Annotated in this window: 23 protein-coding genes and 2 pseudogenes; 23 read left to right on the forward strand and 2 right to left on the reverse strand. The window is 40.4% G+C overall.

Features of this window, described 5'->3' with window-relative positions:
• Positions 1–53 precede the first annotated feature (53 nt).
• Together KQI91_RS07740 and KQI91_RS07745 are read left to right on the forward strand one after the other, a co-directional pair.
• Entirely contained in the window at positions 54–2,084 is a 2,031-nt protein-coding gene (locus tag KQI91_RS07740; RefSeq protein WP_216392269.1) for a PAS domain-containing hybrid sensor histidine kinase/response regulator, read from the forward strand.
• A 21-nt stretch (positions 2,085–2,105) separates the two neighbouring features.
• On the forward strand, positions 2,106–3,803 hold the full coding sequence (locus KQI91_RS07745; protein ID WP_216392270.1) for an ATP-binding protein: 1,698 nt from the start codon (positions 2,106–2,108) through the stop codon (positions 3,801–3,803).
• Positions 3,804–3,816: 13 nt separating this feature from the next.
• Here the strand turns inward: KQI91_RS07745 and KQI91_RS07750 are convergent, their stop codons facing one another.
• A complete protein-coding gene (locus KQI91_RS07750; protein ID WP_216392271.1) occupies positions 3,817–5,175 on the reverse strand; it encodes an MATE family efflux transporter in 1,359 nt (452 codons plus the stop codon).
• 213 nt (positions 5,176–5,388) lie between these two features.
• Between KQI91_RS07750 and KQI91_RS07755 the strand changes: the two genes are divergently transcribed.
• The 21 genes and pseudogenes from KQI91_RS07755 to KQI91_RS07845 all read left to right on the forward strand — a co-directional run bounded on the left by KQI91_RS07755 (position 5,389) and on the right by KQI91_RS07845 (position 23,803).
• Positions 5,389–6,288, forward strand: coding sequence for an AraC family transcriptional regulator (locus KQI91_RS07755; protein ID WP_216392272.1), 900 nt, complete (start codon positions 5,389–5,391; stop codon positions 6,286–6,288).
• Between the two features lie 219 nt (positions 6,289–6,507).
• Entirely contained in the window at positions 6,508–6,645 is a 138-nt protein-coding gene (locus KQI91_RS07760; RefSeq protein ID WP_216392273.1) for a hypothetical protein, read from the forward strand.
• Entirely contained in the window at positions 6,642–9,125 is a 2,484-nt protein-coding gene (locus KQI91_RS07765) for a response regulator (protein WP_216392274.1), read from the forward strand. Before KQI91_RS07760 ends, KQI91_RS07765 begins: the two co-directional genes overlap by 4 nt.
• A 174-nt stretch (positions 9,126–9,299) precedes the next feature.
• A pseudogene (locus tag KQI91_RS16390) lies at positions 9,300–9,380 on the forward strand (peroxiredoxin); the annotation flags it as partial.
• Positions 9,380–10,132 carry a peroxide stress protein YaaA gene (gene yaaA, locus KQI91_RS07770; protein WP_216392275.1) on the forward strand — a complete coding sequence of 251 codons (753 nt, stop codon included), beginning with the start codon at positions 9,380–9,382 and terminating at the stop codon, positions 10,130–10,132. The pseudogene KQI91_RS16390 and the gene yaaA, both read left to right, overlap by 1 nt.
• 134 nt (positions 10,133–10,266) lie before the next feature.
• On the forward strand, positions 10,267–10,677 hold the full coding sequence (locus KQI91_RS07775; protein ID WP_216392276.1) for a Fur family transcriptional regulator: 411 nt from the start codon (positions 10,267–10,269) through the stop codon (positions 10,675–10,677).
• Positions 10,670–11,290 (forward strand): annotated as a pseudogene (locus tag KQI91_RS16395) (flavin reductase); the annotation flags it as partial. The gene KQI91_RS07775 and the pseudogene KQI91_RS16395, both read left to right, overlap by 8 nt.
• Before the next feature lie 18 nt (positions 11,291–11,308).
• Positions 11,309–11,851, forward strand: a complete 543-nt coding sequence (rbr, locus tag KQI91_RS16400; protein ID WP_253288442.1) for a rubrerythrin — start codon at positions 11,309–11,311, stop codon at positions 11,849–11,851.
• A 32-nt stretch (positions 11,852–11,883) separates the two neighbouring features.
• Positions 11,884–12,039, forward strand: coding sequence for a rubredoxin (locus tag KQI91_RS07785; RefSeq protein ID WP_019161201.1), 156 nt, complete (start codon positions 11,884–11,886; stop codon positions 12,037–12,039).
• A gap of 103 nt (positions 12,040–12,142) precedes the next feature.
• Complete coding sequence (locus tag KQI91_RS07790) at positions 12,143–13,684, forward strand: ASKHA domain-containing protein (RefSeq protein WP_216392278.1); 1,542 nt, start codon at positions 12,143–12,145, stop codon at positions 13,682–13,684.
• An 80-nt stretch (positions 13,685–13,764) separates the two neighbouring features.
• Entirely contained in the window at positions 13,765–14,976 is a 1,212-nt protein-coding gene (locus KQI91_RS07795; protein WP_216392279.1) for an HD-GYP domain-containing protein, read from the forward strand.
• A 479-nt stretch (positions 14,977–15,455) separates the two neighbouring features.
• Positions 15,456–18,314 (forward strand): transporter substrate-binding domain-containing protein, encoded by a 2,859-nt coding sequence (locus tag KQI91_RS07800; protein ID WP_253288432.1) that lies wholly within the window; start codon positions 15,456–15,458, stop codon positions 18,312–18,314.
• A 103-nt stretch (positions 18,315–18,417) separates the two neighbouring features.
• A complete protein-coding gene (locus tag KQI91_RS07805) occupies positions 18,418–18,951 on the forward strand; it encodes a flavodoxin family protein (RefSeq protein WP_216392280.1) in 534 nt (177 codons plus the stop codon).
• A 115-nt stretch (positions 18,952–19,066) separates the two neighbouring features.
• On the forward strand, positions 19,067–19,258 hold the full coding sequence (locus KQI91_RS07810; protein ID WP_216392281.1) for a DUF6019 family protein: 192 nt from the start codon (positions 19,067–19,069) through the stop codon (positions 19,256–19,258).
• 45 nt (positions 19,259–19,303) lie between these two features.
• Entirely contained in the window at positions 19,304–19,723 is a 420-nt protein-coding gene (locus KQI91_RS07815; RefSeq protein WP_216392282.1) for a GNAT family N-acetyltransferase, read from the forward strand.
• A 374-nt stretch (positions 19,724–20,097) separates the two neighbouring features.
• Positions 20,098–20,649 carry a glutathione peroxidase gene (locus KQI91_RS07820; RefSeq protein ID WP_216392283.1) on the forward strand — a complete coding sequence of 184 codons (552 nt, stop codon included), beginning with the start codon at positions 20,098–20,100 and terminating at the stop codon, positions 20,647–20,649.
• Between the two features lie 114 nt (positions 20,650–20,763).
• Positions 20,764–21,186 (forward strand): IS200/IS605 family transposase, encoded by a 423-nt coding sequence (gene tnpA / locus KQI91_RS07825; RefSeq protein WP_216392284.1) that lies wholly within the window; start codon positions 20,764–20,766, stop codon positions 21,184–21,186.
• On the forward strand, positions 21,186–22,283 hold the full coding sequence (gene tnpB / locus KQI91_RS07830) for an IS200/IS605 family element RNA-guided endonuclease TnpB (protein WP_216392285.1): 1,098 nt from the start codon (positions 21,186–21,188) through the stop codon (positions 22,281–22,283). Before tnpA ends, tnpB begins: the two co-directional genes overlap by 1 nt.
• Before the next feature lie 148 nt (positions 22,284–22,431).
• Entirely contained in the window at positions 22,432–22,722 is a 291-nt protein-coding gene (locus KQI91_RS07835) for a TIGR03905 family TSCPD domain-containing protein (RefSeq protein WP_216392286.1), read from the forward strand.
• A gap of 82 nt (positions 22,723–22,804) precedes the next feature.
• Positions 22,805–23,251 carry a MarR family winged helix-turn-helix transcriptional regulator gene (locus KQI91_RS07840; protein WP_216392287.1) on the forward strand — a complete coding sequence of 149 codons (447 nt, stop codon included), beginning with the start codon at positions 22,805–22,807 and terminating at the stop codon, positions 23,249–23,251.
• A gap of 231 nt (positions 23,252–23,482) precedes the next feature.
• On the forward strand, positions 23,483–23,803 hold the full coding sequence (locus tag KQI91_RS07845; protein ID WP_072850661.1) for a TfoX/Sxy family protein: 321 nt from the start codon (positions 23,483–23,485) through the stop codon (positions 23,801–23,803).
• Positions 23,804–23,852: 49 nt separating this feature from the next.
• On the opposite strand, the gene KQI91_RS07850 is transcribed toward KQI91_RS07845, so the two are convergent.
• Positions 23,853–24,033, reverse strand: a 181-nt coding sequence (locus KQI91_RS07850) for a hypothetical protein (protein WP_216392288.1), incomplete at its 5' end; no start/stop codon positions are given.

Raw genomic sequence — 24,033 nt, forward strand, 5'->3', positions numbered from 1 at the left:
TATGTAATAGAATATTCCTTTATTTTGAGAAAGATACAGAAAGGAAACAGACAATGGAGGATAAAGAAGAGAAAGAAATTAATCTGGAGCAGGCGCTTCGCAGTATTTATGAGCAGATTTTTACGGTTGATCTGCAGGCAGATACCTATTATGAATTATATTCAAAACAGGCATTTGCGACAGAAAAGAAGAAAAACAGCGGAGCCCAGCAGGCATTTTTGATGATCGCAGACCGGGTCAGCGTGGAAGCATACAGAAATGCAGTAAAGGAATTTCTTGATTTTGCGACTATTCAGGAAAGAATGGAAAAAACAGATAATATAGCGACGGATTTTCTTGATATAAATGGAACCTGGCATTCCGTATCTTTTATTGTTCAATTGCGCAATAAAGAAGGAAAAGTAGAGAAGTTTCTGTTTGCAATTCGAAATATAGACGAAGAAAAGAAAGAAGAACTTGAGCGGAAACATTTAACAGAAATTCGCCTTCAAACCATGTCAGAAGCCATTCATGGAGGCTTCAAGATTGGTAAATTTGATGAAAAATTTACATTTGTCAAGATATCTGACCAGTTTGCCGACATGCTGGGGTATGCGTCAGCAGAAGAACTGATGGAAGTTTCCGGCGGATGCATGGCAGAAATCCTGAATCATGAAGATATCAGCCGTGAAATACCGCAGGCATTGCAGGCTGTTTATGCGGGAAAAATGTATACCATGCATTATCGGATCCGCTGCAAAGACGGAAAGTGGAAAAGCATCGAAGACAGAGGAAGACTTATTCGAAATAAAGACGGTGTAGAGGAAGTCTGGAGTTTTATCGTGGACCAGGATGAACTGACAAAGAAAACAGAGGACCTGGAAAGCGTACAGAAGGCAAATACAGCACTGGAAAACATGCAGAAAGAATTACAGCTTGCGAGAGATGAGGCCAATGCGGCAAATAAGGCGAAATCAACATTCCTGGTCAATATGTCGCATGATATCCGTACGCCTATGAATGCGATCATGGGATTTACGGATCTTGCTTTGAAGAATAATCCCCAGCCGGAAGTTCGAGGATGCCTGGAAAAAGTAAAGCAGAGCTCAGATTATCTGCTGGCGCTGATCAATGATGTGTTGGATATCAGCCGTATAGAGAGTGGAAAGTTTCGATACATGCCGGTACCGGTTGATATTATGGCGATAACAGATACGGTGTTAAATCTTACCAGAGGCCTTATGTTCAACCGGGATCTGGAGCTTATCGTTCATCGGGGCAAGCCGCTGAATCATTATGTTCTGGCCGATGAAGTGCGGATACGTGAAGTTCTGATCAATATTATGAGTAATGCCATAAAATTTACCAACGATGGTGGCAGCATTACATTTGAGACTTCGTGGAAATCAGAAACCGATTTGCAGCATCTGATGTTCCGTTACCGTATAGCGGATACAGGAATTGGTATGAGCAAAGAATTTACGGAACATATATTTGATGAATTCTCACAGGAAAATTCAGGTGCAAGGACACAGTATCAGGGAACCGGTCTTGGAATGACTATTGCCAGACAGTATGTGGAACTGATGGGCGGTACGATTGAAGTCGAAAGTGAAAAAGGAAAGGGGACGACTGTTACCGTTAATCTGCCGCTGGAACTGGCTGAACCTATAAAAAAAGAAGAAAAAGAACACCATTACAGAAGAGATACAAAAGATCTGAGAGTACTTATGGCAGAGGATAATGATCTGAATGCCGAGATTGCTATCATGCTGCTGGAGGATAAGGGTATGCATGTCACAAGGGCTGTAGATGGATGTGAGGTTACAGAGATGTTCCAGAACCATCCGGCAGGCACTTTTGATGTAATATTAATGGATATCATGATGCCGCGGATGAATGGATATGAGGCGACAAGAAGCATAAGACATATGGAGGAACGACCGGATGGGAAGACGATTCCGATCATTGCAATGACAGCAAATGCTTTTACAGAAGATGTACAGGCTGCACTGGATGCCGGGATGAATGCACATCTGTCCAAGCCGATCGTAATTGATACCGTGACAAAAGCAATTCCGGAAAATCTGGAATCTGAAGATTAAGGAGAAGGGGATTACAGAAGGATGTTAGAAAGTGGATATCAGGAACCATTGTTCATAAGAAAAAAAACACATATCAGCGAAAAGCTGCAGGAAAATATTCCGGCTCTGCTGCGTGAAAACCATGGAGTGGGAATTATTGGCGGTTATTATGAAAATGGGCTGCCAATTGAGCTGATCAGTGAATTGGCTGTGAAGATGCTGGGGTATGAGTCAGCAGAGGAATTTGAAGCGGCGACAAAGAATTCCATGACGGCGTTACTTTATGAAAATAAATTTTCAGAAGAGCAGTTTGCAGAGTTTTCTGATTGTGTGGAAATACATCTGCGTGCAAAGAATGATTCTCTGTGGGTAAGAATTGTCAAGAAAGACATTGAAGATCATCAGGGGCATAAAATGTGGCTGATCTCTGTCTGTGATATGGATGCCCTTTATAAGAAAGAGCTACTGGTAGATCAGATCATGTTTGAAAAAAGACGGCAGGAGCTTGTGCAGCAGGAAGAACTCCGAAAAGCAAATCTTATTCTGGAACAGCAGAAAAATGAACTGCAGAGAGCATACACGCAGGCACAGCATGCAAGCACGGCAAAATCTGATTTCCTGGCCCGCATGAGCCATGATATCCGTACACCGATCAACAGTATTATCGGTTTACTGGAAATTGCAGAGCATTTTTCCAGCGACACAGAAAAACTGAAAGATATTCGTACAAAGTGTCAGACAGTTGCGTGGTATCTGCTTTCACTGGTAGATGATGTACTGGATATGAGCAGGCTGGAGAGTGGAGAAATGCATCTTGTGGAAAGTGCTTTTCGTCTTGATGAGCTTCTGGAACAGTGTTATGAGATCATTGCTCCGCAGGCAGAAGAAAAAGGAATTCTTTTTACACTTGAGAACTGTCTTGAAAAAGAGGACTGTGCTCTTGTCAGCAGTTCCACGCATTTGCGTCAGATATTGACAAATCTTTTATCAAATGCAGTGAAATATAATCGACCAAATGGAAGTATTACTGCAGTTGCAGAAAAGGATAAAGATGATGAGACAGGCATTACTGTCCGGTTTGTGATAGAGGATACTGGATTAGGAATCAGTGAAGAATTCCAGAAAGAAATGTTTGAACCCTTTACACGTGAAGCATCTCAGGAAAATACAGCTTCCGGTACAGGACTGGGACTTCCTATTGTGAAAAGGCTGACGGATATGCTGGGTGGCAGTATTTCTGTCAGAGGCGAAGTAGGGAAAGGAACCACTTTTACTGTTATTCTTCCATTTCAGAGGGATACAGAAAATAAATCAACAGAGGCCGGTCAGGGGGAACATAAAGAAAGCCTGCATGGCATGAAGATTCTTCTGGTGGAAGATAACATGCTCAATCTGGAGATTACGGAATATCTTTTGAAGCATGAAGGATGTACTGTAAGAACAGCCGTTAACGGTCAGGAAGCAGTCCGGATATTTGAACAGAGCAGACCTTTTTATTATGATGCAATTCTGATGGATGTCATGATGCCTGTTATGGATGGATATACGGCGACACGTAATATCCGTGCTATGGACAGACCGGATGCACAGAAGGTGCAGATTGTAGCTATGACTGCCAATGCTTTTGCAGAAGATGTTGCCAGATGCAGAGAAGCCGGTATGAATGCTCACCTGCCGAAACCTTTCAAGGTAGATCAGCTGGTGGCATCCATTGCCCTGCGGATGGACGAGAGCATATAAAGAAGACAGATACCTACGCAGAGCGTTCAGGTACATTTTCACGCATCATCTTATAGTAAACCGGAATCAGCAGAGCGCAGGCCCCAATCCATGCAAGAGGACTGGCGATACAGACGGAAGTGTATCCGATCATACCGGAAAGTCCTACGGTAGCGGCGATACGCATGACCAGTTCGATCATGCAGGCTGCGAAAGGTGCGCGTCCGTTCTGCATACTCTGGATGGAAGTACGGTAAACGGCAAGAAGCCCGAGGATAAAATAAAACGGTGCAACGACAGTCAGATACATATCGGAATAATGATAAATCTCCTTTGTAGGATCAGACAGGAACATCTGCACGATCGGATGACGCAGCAGCAGGATACCGATACACATGATCAGATTGAACGCTTCTGTCTGTATCAGACAGGCCCGCACACCCTGACGGATACGGTCTCTTTTGCCTGCACCGAAATTCTGGGCGACATAGTTGGAGATTGCTGTCATCATGGCATTGTTTACGAGCACGGAAAGCTGGTCTGCTTTGGAAGCTGCGGTATATCCTGCAACAGCGGCAGTACCGAGAGAATTCACAACGGTCTGCATGGCAAGCTGTCCGATGCACATGACAGACATCTGGAATCCCATGGGAAATCCCGTTTTCAGATGCAGCACGATCGTTCCATTGAGATCATGGAAATCATCCCGGTGCAGGTGAAGTACCGGGAAATTTTTCAGCCCGACGATCAGACTTAAGACTGCGGAGAGAAACTGCGAAAGGATTGTAGCCCAGGCAGCTCCCGCAACACCCATATGGAACGGTACAATAAACAGGACATCCAGAAAAATATTCAAAACAGAAGAAAACACCAGGAAATAAAGTGGCGTTTTGCTGTCACCAAGTGCACGTAGCATGTTTGAGATCATATTGTAAAAAACAGTCGCGCCCGTTCCGAGAAGAACCACGAACATATAATCATAAGCTTCCCCGGAGATATCGTCCGGAATCTGCATCCATCTGAGGATCTGATGTGCCAGAAGACAGCAGATCAGAGTCAGCACAATCGTAAAAATAATACTGAGAAGCGTAGATGCGGCAACACTTTTTCGCATACCCTTTTCATCTTTTGCACCACATCTCTGTCCGAGACAGATCCCGAATCCCCCCGTAAATCCATTGATAAAACAGAATACAAAATAAATAATGATACTGGTAGCACCGACCGCAGCAAGCGAGTCAGCTCCGAGTGTTTTGCCGACGATCACAGAGTCAGCAAGTGTATAAAAAAGCTGAAATAAATTTCCGAGAATGACTGGAATTGCAAATTTCAATAACGACCAGAACGGATTTCCGACAGTGAGATCCATTTCTTTTGACTTTGTTCTGGACATAAGTAACCCTCCCTGTAGTATTTATATTGCGTGCTTTTTACTGCACGCCCCATTATAGAGAAACAGATTGTAAAATGCGATTCCGGTATTGCTGTTTATGATACAGATATTGACCAGATCAGCAAAATTATTTATGATAATACAAGAATTCTTTTTGATTATAAAAGCAGATAAAACGGTCTATAAAAATAGAAGAAAATGGAGAAGCGTAAGATGGCAAAAAGAACGATCCTGGTGGACAGTGCCAGAAGAGAACTTGAGAAACATGGAACAGAAACCTTTCCCATGACAGTAAATCATGATGATCTATGGTCATTTGAGGGAAAAAATGTTCCGATCCACTGGCATAATGATCTGGAAATCAATCTTCTACGGGAAGGCGAGGCGATTTTTCAGGTCTATCAGAAAAGTTACCGAGTCCGACCGGGAGAGGGATTTCTGTTGAATCGAAATGTGCCTCACAGCTGCAGTTCGCCGGGAAATGAACATGTCCGTTACAGTACGATCCTTGTAAGACCGGATTTTCTGTATGGCGACTTCGGCAGCGATGTCGAGAGGAAATGCTTCCGCCCGTTTTTGCAAAATTCAGCAGTTCCCTGCATCCACCTGATGAAATCAGATGAAAACGGAAAAGAAATCCTTCAGAAACTGAATCAGGTAGAAGAAGCGTTTGACCAGAAATCATTCTGCTATGAGTTGAAGATCAAGGGGCTTCTTTGCGAAGTATTCAGCATGATCCTGTACGAGCACAGACAGGAATTGACAAAATTTATTCCAGCCAATCAACAGGAACTGGAACGTCTGGAAAAAATGCTGAATTATCTTAATATCCACTTTGCAGAAGTCATCTCCCTTCAGGAACTGGCAGATCAGGTTCATTTATCAAGAGAAGTCTGCTGTCGTCTTTTCAAAAAAATGACCGGAAAAACGATCACCGGATACCTGGAAGAATACCGTGCCAACAAAAGCTTCCCTCTGGTACAGAGCGGACAGTATTCCATGACCCAGATTGCAGAGATGGCAGGATTCAGCAATCCCAGCCGCTTCGCCAGTGCCTTCCGCAGAAGATTCGGCTGCAATCCGGGAGAGTATCATACTATAAAAAACAATTAAACCGACTGCAGATCCAGATGGCGAAGCCGCGTAACATTGCAGTGCTGATGACAGGTCTTTTCATGAAATAATCCGGAAAACATGTTTTTTAAAAAGTACAGAAATAGTAAGCTTCCAAGATTGACGTTCTATTCAGGGGATGGCTATAATAAGACAGATATTTTACGGTTAAAATCGGATATGCTATATTTGGAAGTTAAATAATACAGGAGAAAATAAATGAAAAGGGAATTTGAAAACCACTGGAAAACGGGAGAGATAGATGCAGTTCTGAATGCCCATCTTGCAAAGCAGATCCAAGCGGAAAAGGTAATAAGGACGGTAGCTGTGTACTGTAAAAGGAGCAAGGATATATGAATACATTCAGGAATAATATTCAAAAGTGCACCTGCCTTGTAATATGTCTTTTTTTACTTCTTCCTATGGTAATGCCCGTCCGGGTATCTGCTGCGGAATCAACAGAAAGAAAAGTAATCCGGGTAGGTGCGCCTGAAAGCATCTACGATGATGTGAATGCACATGGGGAACGGACCGGCTACGGATACGAGTATCTGCAAAAGATCGCAAACTATACTGGCTGGGAATATGAATATGTCCCGTGTACATGGAATGACTGTTTTGAAAAATTGCAAAATGGTGAAATTGATATCCTCGAAGCAATTTCCTATACGGATGAGCGTGCCGAAACAATGGCATTTTCCAGTATTCCAATGAGTGAAGAAAAATACTATATTTTTGCGAAACTGGCAGATACAGATATTACGATTACTGACATTTCTACTTTTAACGGCAAAAATATTGGCGTGCTTAAGGATCATCTGCCAGAAACAGTTCTGAATGAGTGGTCAGAGAAGAATCATCTGCATATGAACCATCTGAACATTACCACGAAGGAAGAGGTGATCGAGAGACTGGAGAAGCAGGAAATAGAATGTTTCGTTTCTGTGGAAGGTGCTTTTTGGAGTGAGTCAGGCATTGCACCTGTAACCACAATCGGCAGTTCTGGTATTTATTTTGCGTTTAGAAAAGACAGTCAGGACATCAAAACGGATGTGGATAATGCCATGCTGAGATTATCGGAAGAGTATCCGTTTTTCAGTGATGATTTATATCGACAGCATTTTTCTCAGGCAAGCATTCCCGTTCTTACCAGAGAAGAAGAGGAATGGTTGTCAGGACATGGCGCAATACGGGTCGGGTATTTAAAGAACGATGGCGGGATCAGCACTCTGCATCCAGACACCGGTGAAGTAACAGGGGTAATATCGGATTATACTCTGCTGGCAGAGAACTGCCTGTATGGGCAGACTCTGAAATTTGAGCTTGTGGGCTTTGATTCCCGTAATGATCTGCCGGATGCGCTTCATAACGGTGAGATTGATATGATATTCTATGTTGCCCAGAATCCAAATTCAGCGGAGGCTCGGGGGTATGATCTGTCAGATACGACCTGGACCGCGAATATGGCAGTCATCACTTCGCAGGATGTATTTGACGAAACGAAAGAAAATACCGTTGCAATCCTTGCCGGGAAGATATCCCTGCAATCGTATATTTCAAGGAATTATCCAAAATGGAACATTACAGAGTATGAATCCCAGAAAGATATTGTGCAGGCCGTATGCAATGGCGAGGCAGATTGTTTTGTGGTGGATTCCGGCGATTCAGCAGATTATACAAAAGAGTACGGGTTTCATTCGTTTGTCCTTTCAAAGCCGAATAATTCATCTTTTGCAGTGGAACACGGAAATATCACCCTGTTATCCATTCTGAACAAGACACTGGAAACTGTAACCAGTTCTAAATTATCCGGCTTACTGAATATGCATGACAGTGAATTGAAAAAGATTACGCTGTTAGATTTTTTCAGGGACAACCTTCTGGCTGTTTCGGTGCTGGTTGGTTCCATCTTCCTGCTGATGCTGTTCTTATTGAGAAAATCGATCGTTGCAGGAAAAAAGGCACAAAAAGCGCAAAGGCAGGCAGAGGCTGCAGGACTCACACTTACGGAAGAGCATGATGATTATGAAGATGTATATGTTTTCAGCAGTCCATTGCATCTGAAAAAGATTCTGGTAAATCTGTTTACAAATGCCGTCAAGTATAATAAGCCCAATGGTTCTATTCACACCAGTATGAAAACCATCGAAAGGACGAAGGATACCATTGTATGTGAGTTCAAAATTCAGGATACGGGCATTGGGATGTCTGAGGATTTTGTGAAAAATCAGCTTTTTGTCCCATTTGTGCAGGCAGATACCTCTGCACGTTCCAGCTATGCCGGTACAGGACTTGGTATGCCAATCGTGAAAAATATGGTTGACAAGCTGGGCGGTACGATTACGGTTGAAAGTAAACTTGGTGCAGGCAGTACATTTACAGTTGTGCTTCCGTTTAAACTTGACCCTGACGGAAAACCGGAAGTGCAGGAAGAGATAATGAACTGCTCTGTTTCCGGAATGAGATTCCTGATGGCAGAGGACAATGAACTGAACGCAGAGATCGCAAAGGTTCTTTTGGAAGAGAAAGGTGCGTCGGTGACCGTGGTCGAAAATGGCAAAAAAGCCGTGGACCTGTTCGTTCAATCCCCGGGAGGGACATTTGATGCCATTTTGATGGATATGATGATGCCTGTTATGGATGGTATAACTGCAACGAAAACCATTCGTGCATTGAATCGGTCAGATGCAAAGACTATTCCTGTTATTGCCATGACAGCGAATGCATTTGCAGAGGATGCAAAGAAGTGTATCAATGCAGGTATGAATGCTCACATTGCGAAACCACTTAATATCGAGATGGTCGAAAAGACCATTTGCAGGTATGTAAAAAAATAAAGTATACGAGACGTAACATATAGAGTAAAAGAATAAGACCTGTTATCATCGACAGAATCATTTGTCGCTGATGACAGGTTTTTTCTTATCCGGTCTATTGGATTAGGTATTTATTTTTCTCGCATATTCTCGCAAAAAGTTTCTTTAATTTTTAAAATAGTAATTATTACTAATGAGTGTGGAATCATTATAAAGGCAAATGATAAAGTCAGGGCGGCAAATGATCCTGAAAACATGCTTAAGGAATTGGTGTGATGAAGATTATATTATCACCTGCAAAAAAAATGATTATTGATACAGATAGTATAGCACCAGTTGGATTGCCGGAATTTATTGACAGGACGGCGGAGATATTAAGCTGGATGAAAAGCAAATCAAAAGAGGAACTGAAAGCTATCTGGAAATGTAATGACAAGATTGCAGAACAGAATTTCAACAGGTTAGAAAATATGGATCTTTATAACATGCTTACACCGGCTGTTTTATCGTATGAGGGAATTGCATTTCAGTATATGGCACCATCTGTGTTTGAAAATCAGCAGTTTGCTTATATACAAAATCATTTGAGGATACTGTCTGCGTTTTATGGTGTTCTGAAACCGATGGATGGTGTAACGCCTTATCGCCTGGAGATGCAGGCGAAAGCTGAAATAAAAGATACAAAGAATCTATATGATTACTGGGGTGAAAGATTATATCGTTCAGTGATTGACGATGACAGGGTTATGATTAATCTTGCATCAAAAGAATACTCGAAATGTATAGAAAAATATCTGTCAGATAAAGACAAATATATTACGGTTACATTTTGTGAACAATCAGGAGATAAACTGGTAACAAAAGGTACATATGCCAAGATGGCTCGTGGTGAGATGGTCAGATATATGGCAGAAAAGGAAATTGAAAATCCGACAGATATACAAAAGTTTGACAGACTTGGATATACGTTTAGAAGAGATTTATCATCTGAATCAGAATATGTTTTTGAACGAAAAATTATGGAATAAGATGGTGCTAAAAGAGATACTTACTAAGTGTTATCGTTATTTTAAAAATAGTAATTATTACTAATTTTATGTTGACATTTTATAACTCTTAATATATAATTCTAATCAAGAATAAATCCTAATAAGGAGGATGAATGACTAACAGAAGAAATACAATTCAGAAAGATCTTGTAAAAAATGCTGTATATGAAATGAAAAGGCATGTTACAGCAAATGAAGTATATGAATTTCTAAAAAAAGAATATCCTACCATTGGAAAAGGAACGGTATATAGAAATCTTGACATACTGGCAGAAGAAGGCACTCTGAGAAAGGTTGAAGTGCCAGATGGAGCAAACCGGTTCGATATCACATTGAAAAATCATTATCATGTGAGATGCATAAAATGTGGTGAGGTATCGGATGTAGATATGGATGAAATACCGGATTTAATGAAAAGGATTCGTGATACACATGGAACAGAGTTTTTGGAATATGATATTTCCTTTAAAGGCATTTGTCCGAAATGCAGGGAGAAGATGAAGGAGGAGCAGCAGGATGGATAAAAAAGCGATGTATAAGCTGAGTTACGGATTGTTTGTACTGACTGCCAGAGAAGCGGAAAAGGATAATGGCTGTATCATTAACACTGCAATCCAGGCGGCATCAGAACCAAATCAATTAAGTATCTGTGTAAATAAGGCAAATTATACACATGAAATGATCCAGAGAACTGGAAAATTCACAGTGTCAGTCTTAAGCCAGAGTGCCAGGTTTGAATTATTTAAACATTTTGGATTTCAATCCGGGCGGGATATGAATAAGTTTGAAGCATTTGAAAAATGTGCACGGGGTGCAAATGGCATTTACTATATCACAGAAGGAACGAATGCATATATTTCTGTAAGTGTTAATAAAACAGAGGATTTGGGTTCCCATACGATGTTTATTGGTGAAATAACAGATATGGAAGTCTTAAGTGATATCCCTTCTGTAACATACGAGTATTATCAGAATCACATAAAACCTAAGCCACAGGCAGTTGGAAAGACAGAAGATGGTCAGACAATATGGCGTTGCAGGATCTGTGGATATGAGTATGTAGGAGAAGAATTACCGGATAATTTTGTATGTCCTTTGTGTAAACATCCGGCATCAGATTTTGAAAAAGTGATAAAGAAAGCGGAGGTAAAGGAAATGGCAGCAAACAAATACGCAGGAACACAGACAGAGAAAAATTTACAGGAGGCATTTGCAGGAGAATCACAGGCAAGAAATAAATATACCTATTTTGCTTCTGTTGCAAAAAAGGAAGGCTATGAGCAGATGTCAGCATTGTTCTTAAAAACAGCCGATAACGAGAAAGAACATGCAAAGATGTGGTTCAAAGAGCTGACCGGAATTGGTGACACAAAAGAAAATCTGGCTGCTGCTGCAGAGGGTGAGAACTACGAGTGGACAGATATGTATGAAGGATTTGCAAAAACAGCAGAGGAAGAAGGATTCCCGGAACTTGCTGCAAAATTCAGAGCGGTAGGAGAGATTGAGAAACATCATGAAGAAAGATATCGTGCACTTCTTAAGAATATTGAAACAGCACAGGTATTTGAAAAGAGTGAAGTCAAAGTTTGGGAATGCCGTAACTGCGGACATATCGTAGTGGGAACCAAGGCACCGGAAGTATGCCCGGTATGCAATCACCCGCAGAGCTATTTTGAGGTACACGCAGAAAATTATTAATGTGAATTTCTTGTACAAGGGAGGAAGCAGGAATGAAATACGTATGTGATGTTTGCGGATGGGAATATGATGAAGAGGAAGGATACCCAGAAGGTGGTATCGCACCGGGAACAAAATGGGAAGATGTTCCAGAAGATTTTGAATGTCCTTTGTGTTCCGTTGGAAAAGATCAGTTTTCTGAAGTATAATGAATCATAATGAAAAGGAAGGATATCAAGTATGAGTTATAACCGATGTCCTTCCTTTTTTGCGGAATAGAAAATGTACATATGGTAAAGGAGAAGGAACACTATGAGAGGTCTTAGTCGAAAATTATACATTGATCTTTCTGTGCCAACCGAAGAGGATCAACGTTCAGACCAGCAGCGTATTCTGGAATGTTTATCAGCAAAGGGCGTGAAAGAGGAGGTCCATATTCCGGTTCGCATTTTGAGGCAATTATATCCATTACTTGATCATGCAGGTTGGAAAATAACAGTATCACTTTCATGGAATGGAGAAAAATGGGAGCTGGTTGATATAGAGAGCGGAGATACAGTCAGCCAGCATTATGGGCTGGCGGTAGACCTTGGAAGTACAACGGTAGTGGTGAAACTTTTAGACTGTAACAATGGTGAGATACTGGGGGAAGAGAGCTGCTTTAATAAACAGATTCAGTGGGGAACCGATATTTTATCACGTATTTTTTACTGCAAAGATGATAAGAAAAAATTGGAAGAGATACGGCTTGCTACAGTTGAGTCTATTATAGAATGCATGGATAAGCTGGATGCAAAGCATCCGGTGTCACGAAAATGTCTGTCTATGGTAGTAGCAGGCAATACCACCATGATCCACTTTCTTTTGGGAATAGATGCCTTCTGTGTCTTTTACACGCCACATGCTGTTCATGCCGATCGTCCGGGATTCCAGCCGGCAAAAGATCTGGATATTCCGTTGAATGGTTATGTGTATTGTTATCCGGCGAAGTCTAATTATCTGGGTGGTGACATCATCAGCGGAATGATTGAGACGGAATTATATAAAAAAGATGGAATCAGTGTTTTCTTTGACATCGGAACCAACGGCGAACTTGTGATCGGAAATAAAGATTTTCTTCTTTGCGGCGCTGGTGCAGCAGGTCCTGCATTGGAAGGAGGAGTAGTACACACCGGGACTAGGGCTGATGCCGGAGCAGTGGACAGTGTGAGGATAAGAAATGGAAAAATTCATGTTCATGTAATTGGTAATTCTTCAGGAGAAATTAGCCCTAAGGGTATCTGTGGTTCTGGTATTGTGGATCTGATTGCGGAACTTTTCTTAGAAGGCTGGATAGATTTTCGGGGTAAGTTTTCTCCCGAAAAAACGAATCTTATTCAAAAGCGGGACGGTCAGCTTTGCATAGAATATGCTCCTGGTCTGTATTTTTATCAGAAAGATATCGACGAATTTATTCTTACCAAAGCCGCAGCACATATAATGGTTGAGATCATGCTCCGGGAATCTGGATTTGAACTGAATCAGGCAGATCGATTTTATGCAGCCGGCTCTTTTGGAAAACATGTATCTGTGGAATCAGCCATTACCATTGGGATGTATCCTGACATGGAACGGGAGAAGATGATCAATGCTGGAAATTCTTCGCTGGAAGGAGCACAGAAGCTTTTGCTGAACAAAGAACTTCTTGCAGATATTGATCAGATACTGGAAGAAATGACTTATATACAATTTGCGGAAGTGGATGATTTTCTGGAACAGATGGTAGCTGCCCAGGCCTTACCTCACACAGATTATAAAAAATATCCAACGGTCATGGAAAAACTAAAGAAAAGACAAAACATATGCTTTTATTGATCCGAGGCTGAGAAATCTGTCATGGTAAGTATATTCCAGATTTCTCAGAAAACAGAACAAAGGAGGAGACAAGATCAAAAATGAAATTTGATGTGCTGGGGTTATTAGCAGCCTGCTCATATGCATTGGACTGTGTAGAGGCAGAGCTGATTAAAGTAACAAACAATCATTCTAAACGTGTGGCATATATGGCGGTTTGTACTGCTGAAAAAATGGGTATACAGGGTCAAAGCCTGCAAGATCTGGCAGAGTGTGCATTGCTGCACGACAATGCAGTGGCACAATATATTCAGGAAGAGCTTCAAAATGACGCTTTACGTAACGGGGTGACGAAGCTGGGAAGGCATTGTACCATAGGAGAAAAAAATCTGAAAAATATACCGTTTCATAATGATGTATCTAATGTCATACTGTACCACCATGAAAACGCTGATGGAAGTGGGCCTTTTGGAAAACAATGGAATGAAGTACCGTTATTTGCAAGGATTATCCATATGTGTGATACGATAGATATATTTTGCCGATCTATGAAATCAGATTCGGATGAGTGGAAAAGAACAGAAGAATTTGTAATAAAGTCAAAAGATAAATTGTTTGATTCCTTCTGCGTGGAAGCTTTTTTTAATGCTTTTTCAGATGAAAAAATTCATATGATTGATAATGAAACCCTGGATACGATATTGTGGAAGAAAGTACCCAGAATAAAGCAGGAACTTAATTTTACACAGATTAAAGCTATTGCAGATCTCTTTGCTCATATTGTAGACTATAAATCTCCATTTACAAGTAACCACTCAATTGGTGTTGCGGATGGTGCGGAAAAAATATCAAGATTTATGGGATTTGATGAGGATATCTGTCAGAAAATGTATCTTGCCGGAGCTTTGCATGATATAGGAAAAGTTGCAATTGGAAATGAAATTCTGGAAAAGCCAGAAAAATTAACAGATGAAGAATTTAAAACGATGAAACATCATGCAGTATATACCTATTATATTTTGTCGGGGATAGATGATTTCGAAGAAATAAGAGACTGGGCGGCTCTTCATCATGAAAAGTTAAATGGAAAAGGATATCCTTTTGGAAAAACTGCTGATGAATTAAATGAGCCGGAGCGTATCATGGCTTGCATTGATATTTACCAGGCTCTTACGGAAGACAGACCTTATAAGAAGGGATTATCACATGAAAAAGCATGTGATATACTTGATGATATGGCACAGAAAGGTTTTGTTGATTCTGACATTTGTGGAAAAATCAGAGAGTGTTTCAGTAAAGCATATCAGATGTAGTTCAACAGATAAAAATATAATGTGGCAAGAAAGTGGAGTATATGGAGAAGTCAGAAGTAATACGGGCAGTAATGAATATCCCAGTTCTGTAAGAGAATATTCAACTTCGGATTCAGGAAAATAAATAGAGAAAAGCAGCAATTTATTGTTTGACAGTTGTGAACGAGAAAGGTAATATAATTATATGGTTCTTGTGCAAGCTTACAATAATATAATATGAGCTGTAGCAGTTTCTTTTTTGATCGAATATTAAAGAATAATGGGGTATAAATACTCAGGTATATACGTCTAAGTTAGCAAATAACCTAAACAGACGAAGTGTACAGACAGTTCAGAATAAGATGAACTGTCTGTTTTTCGCGTTATAGGAAATTACTCTGTAATGTTCCAATAACGAAAAAAACGCTCCGCTCATGGAAGAGGGAATGTCAGGTTCCATAATTATGGGTTCACAGTTACAAAAAATGGGGGATGCTGATATGGATAAGGATGACCGTAAATGTGAGATAAATAGTAGAATAAGAAAAGTCCGTGTGGTGAAATTTGCCATTTTGATGATTTTAACAGGCATTATAATAACAGCAAATCCATCTATGGCACATGCAGCGAGTGGTGAAGAGCAGCGTGAAACCATACGAGTGGGATTTTTCGCCATGGATGGATATCATATGATGGATGAGGAAGGTAACCGCAGTGGCTATGGTTATGATTTTCTGCAGCTGGTTTCCCGTTATATAAATGTTGATTTTGATTATATCGGATATGAAAAAAGCTGGGAAGAAATGCAGAAGATGTTGGAAGACGGTGAAATAGATCTGCTGACTTCTGCAAGAAAAACTCCTGAACGTGAAGAAAAATTCGATTATTCCAGACCCATTGGCAGCAACAGTGCGATTTTAACCATACGCAGTGATAACAATACAATTGTTATGCATGATTATGATACATATGATGGAATGAAGGTTGCACTTTTAAACGGAAACAGCAGAAATGATGATTTAGCAGATTTTGCAGAGGAAAATGGTTTTAACTATCATCCGGTATATTTTGATACGATAGAAGAAATGACTTCCGCACTTCAAAAAGGAAATGTGGACGCTGCTGTTACCAGTTCTCTGAGACAAACTGATAATGAAAGAATCATCGAAAAATTTAAGAATACGGAATTCTACGCCATTGTAAAAAAAGGAAATACAGACCTGATGAAGAAGGTGAACTATGCTATTGACCAGATGAATGCGGTAGAGGGAGACTGGAGGACAGAATTACACAACCGCTATTATGAGAATTTTAATGACCGTAACCTGAATTTTACAGATGAAGAAGAGAAACTTATTCAGGAATACAGTTCTGCAGCTACCACATTAAGAGTGGCATGTGATCCAACCCGTTATCCATATTCGTATATAGATGATGGAGAAGTGAAAGGAATTATTCCAGACTATTTTAGGAAACTTGCAGATTATGTTGGGATTAAATATCAGTTTATCCAATACCAGTCCAGGGAAGAATATCTGAAACACCGCAATGATGGCTCAGTAGATCTGTGCATTGACTTGCGTCTGGATTCAGAAAATGATTCAGAAAAACAGAATTTTACGATTACAGCTCCGTATCTTACCTTACGAATGGCGAAGGTTACCAGAACCGATTTTGATGGAGACATCAAAGTAATTGCCACCGTTGCACAGTCCGCAGCATTTGATGATAATTATGATTATGCCAAAGATGCAGAAAAACTGGTCTGCGGGACCCGTGAGGAAGCGGTAAAAGCGGTGTTGGACGGAAAGGCAGATGCAGCATTTGTTTATTACTATACAGCACAGGCCTTGGTGAACCAGGACAAAAGCGGTGCATTGATGTATACGCTTCTGGAGGAGACATCTTATAAATATTACATTGCAGTTTCCGAACAGGTAAATCATGCACTGGCGGGTATTCTGACAAAGGCGATCTATGCACTTCCGGATAGTATGATAGAAGATATATCAAAGAAGTATACTTCGTATCATGCCAAAGATTTGACTATTTTGATGCTGATGCAGATGCATCCGGTCATTTCTATCAGTATAGGTCTGATGTTAGCTGCTATTATGTTTATTATTTTGACCGGAAGAGTACATATTCAAAAAAGAAGAGCATTGCAGGAATATCAAAGAGCAGAAGAAATGGCAGCTTTGGCAGAAAAAGCGGATGCCGCAAATAAAGCGAAGACCAGGTTCCTGGCCAATATGTCCCATGATATCCGTACTCCGATCAATGGGATCATCGGACTGCTGAAAATTGATGAGATAAATTGGAACAATGAGTCCTTGCTCAGAGAAAATCATAGAAAAATGCAGATTTTTGCAGATCATTTACTTTCATTGATTAATGATGTTCTGCAGGTAAGCAAGCTGGAGAGCGGAGAGAGCATTTTAACTCGTGAAGTTATCAGCCTGTTGGAACTGACACAGGAGATCGTGTTTATTATTGTGGGGAAAGCGGAAGAAGAGGGAATTGAATGGAATTATGAAAATGGGAATTCAGTAATTCCGTATCCATATATCTATGGAAGTCCGCTCCACCTGCGTCAGATTTTTTTGAATATTTACGGGAACTGCATTAAGTATAACCGGCCAGGGGGAAAGGTTACAACTACCGTAGAGTCCTTGGGAGATAAAAATGGCATCTGCACTTACCGTTGGACGATTACAGATACAGGCATTGGTATGAGCGAAGAGTTCATGAAACATATCTTTGAGCCTTTTGTACAGGAAAGACATGATGCGAGAAGTATTTATCAGGGAACTGGTCTTGGAATGACAATCGTAAAGCGGTATATTGAGATGATGAATGGAACGATTGATATTAAGAGCAAAGAAGGTGTTGGATCGACCTTTATTATCACGATTCCATTTGAAATTGCAGAGCCGCCGGCTGATTTGCCGCAGCAGTTGCCGGAAAATGACAATAGTATTAAAGGATTGCATCTTCTGATGGCAGAAGATAATGAGTTAAATGCGGAAATTGCGGAAACGCTTCTGGCGGAAGAAGGAGCCGAAATTACAGTGGTTGTTAATGGACAGGAAGCAGTAGAAGCGTTCCAGAATCATCCGGAAGGAACATTTGATGCTATTCTTATGGATGTTATGATGCCAGTTATGGATGGTTTAACAGCAACAAGAACAATTCGGGCACTTGACCGCCCTGATGCAAAAACAATACCGATTGTTGCGGTTACAGCAAATGCTTTCCCTGAAGATGTCCAGAAATGCATGGATGCAGGAATGAACGGTCATGTTGCAAAACCGATTGTCATCGAAGAAGTAAAAAAGAAAATAACGCTCAGAAAATGAACAATAGTAAACAAAGATTGAAGAAAAGCATTTGAGTGTGGCATAAATGCTCATGCTGTGAAAACAATTGATATGAAGGCAATAGTTTAAGTGAGGAAAACTGATGAAAAATGTATTGATTATTTCAAGCTCGCCAAGAAAAAAAGGGAATTCACAACTCTTGTGTGAGCAGTTCAAAAAAGGGGCAGAAGAAAAAGGACATCAAGTGAAAATCGTACGTATCATGGAGCAGAATATAGGTTTTTGCAGAGCTTGTGATGGCTGTATGAGAAATGGAGGTACCTGTGTATTAAAAGATGATATGGCTGAGATACTCAAAATGTTTCAGAAAGCAGATGTACTTGTACTGGCTACTCCAGTTTATTTTTATGGGATCAGTGCTCAGATGAAGACCTTTATTGACCGTACGTATCCTATCTGGCAGCATCTGGGTAAAAAAGAGGTTTACTACATTATATCGGCTGGTTTGGGTGAGGACATTATTGAAAGGTCACTTGGTGATCTGAATGGTTTTGTAGAGCATCTGGAAGAATACAAAATTGCAGGAAAGATATATGCAGCAAACGTGATGGATGCTGGAGTGGTCAGGGAACAAAGTGTTTTCAAAAAAGCCTATGATATGGGATGGTCTATTTAACAAATGTTGAAAAATCGGGATTGACCGAGCTGTAAGCGAGGGATACTTCTTGTCCGAAGGGCAAGAAGGTGGAGGTGTAAAAGATCATAGCAATCGGAATTTGGAGGACTGAATTATGTGGAATGAATTAGGTATAAGCGGAGGAACCGCAATTGTTATTTTGATTGCACTGTATTTCGTTATCAAATGGGCAGTGAAAAATGGCATCAAAGAAGCCTACAGTGCTATTACTGGAAAGAAAACTGATGAAGATATTCAAAACGAAAAAGAGCTGAAAGAACTTGGATTGAATTCAAAAGATCAATAACTTCCAGTTGTCTGGCTGATAATTTTGAATTGTAGGTGAATGAAAATGAGTGAGGCTATCGAATTTAAAAGTACTATTTCAACAAAGGAATTTTGCCAATTACGTGAATCTGTTGGCTTTCAAAAACTGACTGTTGAGCAGGCAGAAACGGTCCTTTTTAATACATCACTTCTTGTAAATGCTGTTAATGATGGAAGAAGTGTTGGGATTGTTCGTGTACTCACAGATTTTGTTACGGATGCATATATAACAGATATGATTGTCAGTCCGGATTTTCAGGGAAAGGGACTGGGAAAACAATTAGTGAATAAAGCTTTGGAGTGTTTGAAAGATCATTCAGTGGAAGAAGTGAAATTAGCATGCAGTTTATATGCAAATCCCGGCAAAGAAGCATTTTATGCCAAATTTGGTTTTCAAGAACTTCCAAATGACAAATATGGGTATGGCATGTTGGCTGAACTATAAAAGAGAAATTTTGAGGAAAGAAAAATATTAAAAATAATGTTGAAAGCATTTGTCAGGGATGGCAGGTGCTTTTTTGCGTTATAGGAAATTACTCCGTAATGTTCCAATAACGCAAAAAACGCTCCGCGAGGATGCGACTAGATGCATTTGGAATATGTCTGCTAAAGCAGACTGCATCTAGCGCGCAAAGCGTAGCAAGTCCCGCAAAGATTGAGGGATTCAGGGAGTTTGAAGTGGACTTGTCCGCTTTGTTCTTTCTCGGAAAAGAGGAAGAGACAAAATTAAAAACCTTGACAAATACAATTTGATTGTGTACAATCGAAATATAAATTGAATGCAATTAAATTGAGAAAAATTAAAAAGGAGGATTTATTATGAATATCTATGATTTTAAAGTAAAAAAACAGAATGGTGAGGAACTTTCTCTTGAAACTTTTCGTGGAAAGGTTATTCTGGTTGTCAACACAGCTACAGGATGTGGATTCACTCCACAGTACACAGAGCTTCAGGAAATGTATGAAGAACTTGGAGAACAGGGACTGGAAATCCTTGATTTCCCATGCAACCAGTTTGCAAATCAGGCACCGGGAGAAGATGAGGAAATCCACGATTTCTGTACAGGTCGATACGGCATTACTTTCCCACAGTATCACAAGGTTGATGTCAACGGCGAAAACGCTATACCTTTATATAAATGGCTTACTTCAAACACTAAATTTCAAGGTTTTAACGGTCCTGCTAAATTGTTTATGACGCCTATTGTTAAAAAGATGGATCCTGACTATAAAAATAACGGTAATATTAAATGGAATTTCACAAAATTCTTAATTGACAGAGATGGAAACATTGTTCAGCGTTATGAGCCGACTGCAAAAATAGATGATATTAAGGAAAAAATTAAGGAGATCTTATCCAATGCGTCGTAAAACCCCTTGCTTTAGCTACGGGGATATAAGACGCGTCCATCGAATTTACGCAAGTAATTGAAGATGGACAAAACAATAATTGTATTAATTGCAAAAATATAATATAATACAAATATGAACACAACATATAAATCCAATAACAATATCGTCTATTCCTGTAAATATCATGTGGTATGGTGCCCAAAATATAGACGAAAAGTATTAACTAATGGTGTAGATGTCCGGCTGAAGGAGCTGCTCACAGAGTATGCTACAGATCTTTCTGTAGACATTCTGGAAATGGAGATCATGCCAGATCATGTTCATATGCTGCTGGAAGTAGATCCTCAGCTGGGCATCCACAAAGCTGTAAAATCTTTCAAAGGCTATACGTCCAGGATCTTAAGACAGGAATTTCCGTATCTTAAAACCAAGATGCCGACCCTGTGGACAAACAGCTATTTTGTATCTACCGTGGGCGGTGCCCCGCTGGAAACAGTAAAACAGTATATTGAGAACCAGAAAACATCGCAGAGACAAAAGGATAAGATGGGATAATGCAAAAAGGGATCAAATTCAGGATCTACCCGAACAGAGAACAGAAAAAACTCATCCACAGGACGCTGGGATGCTGCCGGCTCATTTACAACCGGGGGCTTGCCATGCGTAAGGAAGGCTATGAAAATGGGAAAAAGATCGGCTATACCCAAACGTCCGCTATGCTGACGGAACTGAAAAAACAGGAAGAATTTGCCTTTCTGAAGGAAGCCGATTCCATTGCATTACAGCAGTCTTTGCGGGATCTCGACCGGGGATTTGTGAATTTCTTCCAAAAGAGGGCTTCCTATCCAACCTTCAAAAGCAAACATAACCGGTTCCAGTCATACAGGACCATAAACCAAAAAGATAATATCCGCATTGTGGGAAGATATATCAAACTTCCAAAACTTGGTTTTGTCAAAGTGCGTCAGTCGATGGAAATTGGAAAGCTCCATCATGTGACCATTGAGCATACGCCGTCAGGAAAATATTTTGCGGTCCTGAATGTTGACTTCGAACCGGACCCACGTCCAAATAGTGGCGGAATGATCGGGATTGATGTTGGGATCAAAGAATTCTATTCCGACAGTAGTGGTAATACAGTATCAAATCCCAGATATCTGGAACGCTCTATGCGAAAACTCATAAGAGAGCAGCGCAGACTTTCACGGAAGCAGAAAGGTTCCCATAACCGCGACAAACAGCGGATCAAAGTTGCCAGAGTACATGAGAAAATAACCAATCAAAGGAATGATTTCCTGCAGAAACAGTCAACGCTGCTGGTGCGTGAAAACCAAACCATCTGTATCGAAGACTTGAATGTAAAAGGGATGCTCCGTAACCATAAACTGGCAAGATCCATAGCAAGTGTTTCCTGGTCCATTTTTTTCAAAATGCTGGAATATAAGGCGGTCTGGTATGGAAATGAGATCCGCAGAGTACCAACGATGTATCCGAGCAGCCAGACCTGCAGCTGCTGTGGCTACCAGAATCCGCTGGTAAAAGATCTGCGTATTCGTATCTGGGAGTGTCCAGAATGTCACGTGGTTCATGACCGGGATATGAATGCTGGCATCAATATCCTGAAAAAAGGACTGCAGATGCAGTATGCATAAAGACAGAAAACTGCACCGTAGGGCATACGGGAACAGTATAATCCAGCTTGTGGACACTGTGTAAGACATTGCAGTACCGTAAGGTTATTCACCAATGCAGTAGTGGTAGAAGCAAGAATCCCCCTTTAGCTGTGGGGAGTGTCAAAATATGTTTCACTATGACTATCTAACAACAAATACCTGTTCTAATGTTATCAGTTTAGATTTAGAGGGAAATATCGTTCATAACATTCAGTTTATAGGAGGCTGCCACGGCAATCTTAAAGCAATTTCCTTATTACTGGAAGGATGGACAGTTGAAGATATAGAAGAAAAACTGAGTGGAGTTTTATGTGGAAAACGTCCTACATCATGTTCCGATCAGCTTGCCAGGGCAGTTCGTGCAGCATATGATGCATCTTTGGATCCAAATTATACACCAGACAATGGGGAAGACTGATTATATAAGATTTTAAAAATATTGGCTTTACTCCGCTGATTGTGTTATATTTAATTGTACAAAATTAAAAACGGAGAATATTATGGAACAGAAATTTGATGTATTAAAACTTGATAATCAGTTATGTTTTCCTCTGTATGTATGCTCAAAGGAAATTGTAAAAAAATATAAGCCGTTTCTGGATGAGATTGGCTTAACATATACCCAGTACATTACTATGATGGCAATGTGGGAGCATGAGGAACTGTCAGTAAAAGAATTAGGTGAATACCTGTTTCTTGATTCGGGTACATTGACACCGGTTTTGAAAACATTAGAGAAAAAAGGCTTTCTCTCTCGAAAACGTTCATCAGAGGATGAAAGAATTCTCATAGTTACACTTTCTGAGAGCGGCAGAGAATTGAGAGAGAAGGCAGTAGAAATTCCATTCAAAATGCAGGGCTGTATTTCTATAGATGGAAAGGATGCGGCAGAACTTTACCGTATCCTGCACAAAATGATGGGAAGTATCCACTCCCTTGACAAATAATAACAAATGTTCGAGAAAATTCAGAAGATGCGTGAGAGCAGAAGTAATATAGAATGTCATACTGATGGGACCGTAACCAGAAAGGCTAAGAGATATACAGATAAAAAGGGGAAATAAAAAGAGTACAATAACTCAGGATTGACCGAGCTGTAAGCGAGGGATACTTCTTGTCCGAAGGGCAAGAAGGTGGAGTTGTAAAAGATCATAACAATCGGAATTTGAGGAGGAAATATGGCATCAAGCAAGGAATACTTAGAGTTTATTTTAGGGCAGCTATCTGAGTTAGAAGAAATTACTTATCGAGCTATGATGGGAGAATTTATTATTTATTATCGTGGCAAGATTGTAGGCGGTATCTATGATGATAGATTACTTGTTAAACCAGTAAAATCAGCAATTAGTTATATGCCGACAGCTCCGTATGAATTACCCTATGAGGGAGCAAAAGAGATGTTGTTGGTAGATGAAGTTGATAATAAGGAATTTTTGACAGGCTTGTTTCATGCAATGTATGATGAACTGCCAGCCCCAAAACCGAAAAAGAAGAAATAGACAACTTCCAGTTGTGCGTCCAGCCAAGGGTGTGCACCGTTAAATTGTATCAATTTCGTAGTTGCAACGAAGAGCTGTCCATGTGGATATTATCCAGGTCTGTGAGCGTAGGCTGACTTGAAAAAGTAAATTCCAGTGCACAGATAAATTCCACCGTGCTTTTAAAATCTGCCTGAAATCGAACGATTTTTGAGGAAAAATGCTGGATTTCTGTTATAATCATAATAATT

The organism is Blautia sp. MSJ-19 (assembly GCF_018918125.1).
Taxonomy (GTDB): domain Bacteria; phylum Bacillota; class Clostridia; order Lachnospirales; family Lachnospiraceae; genus Blautia_A.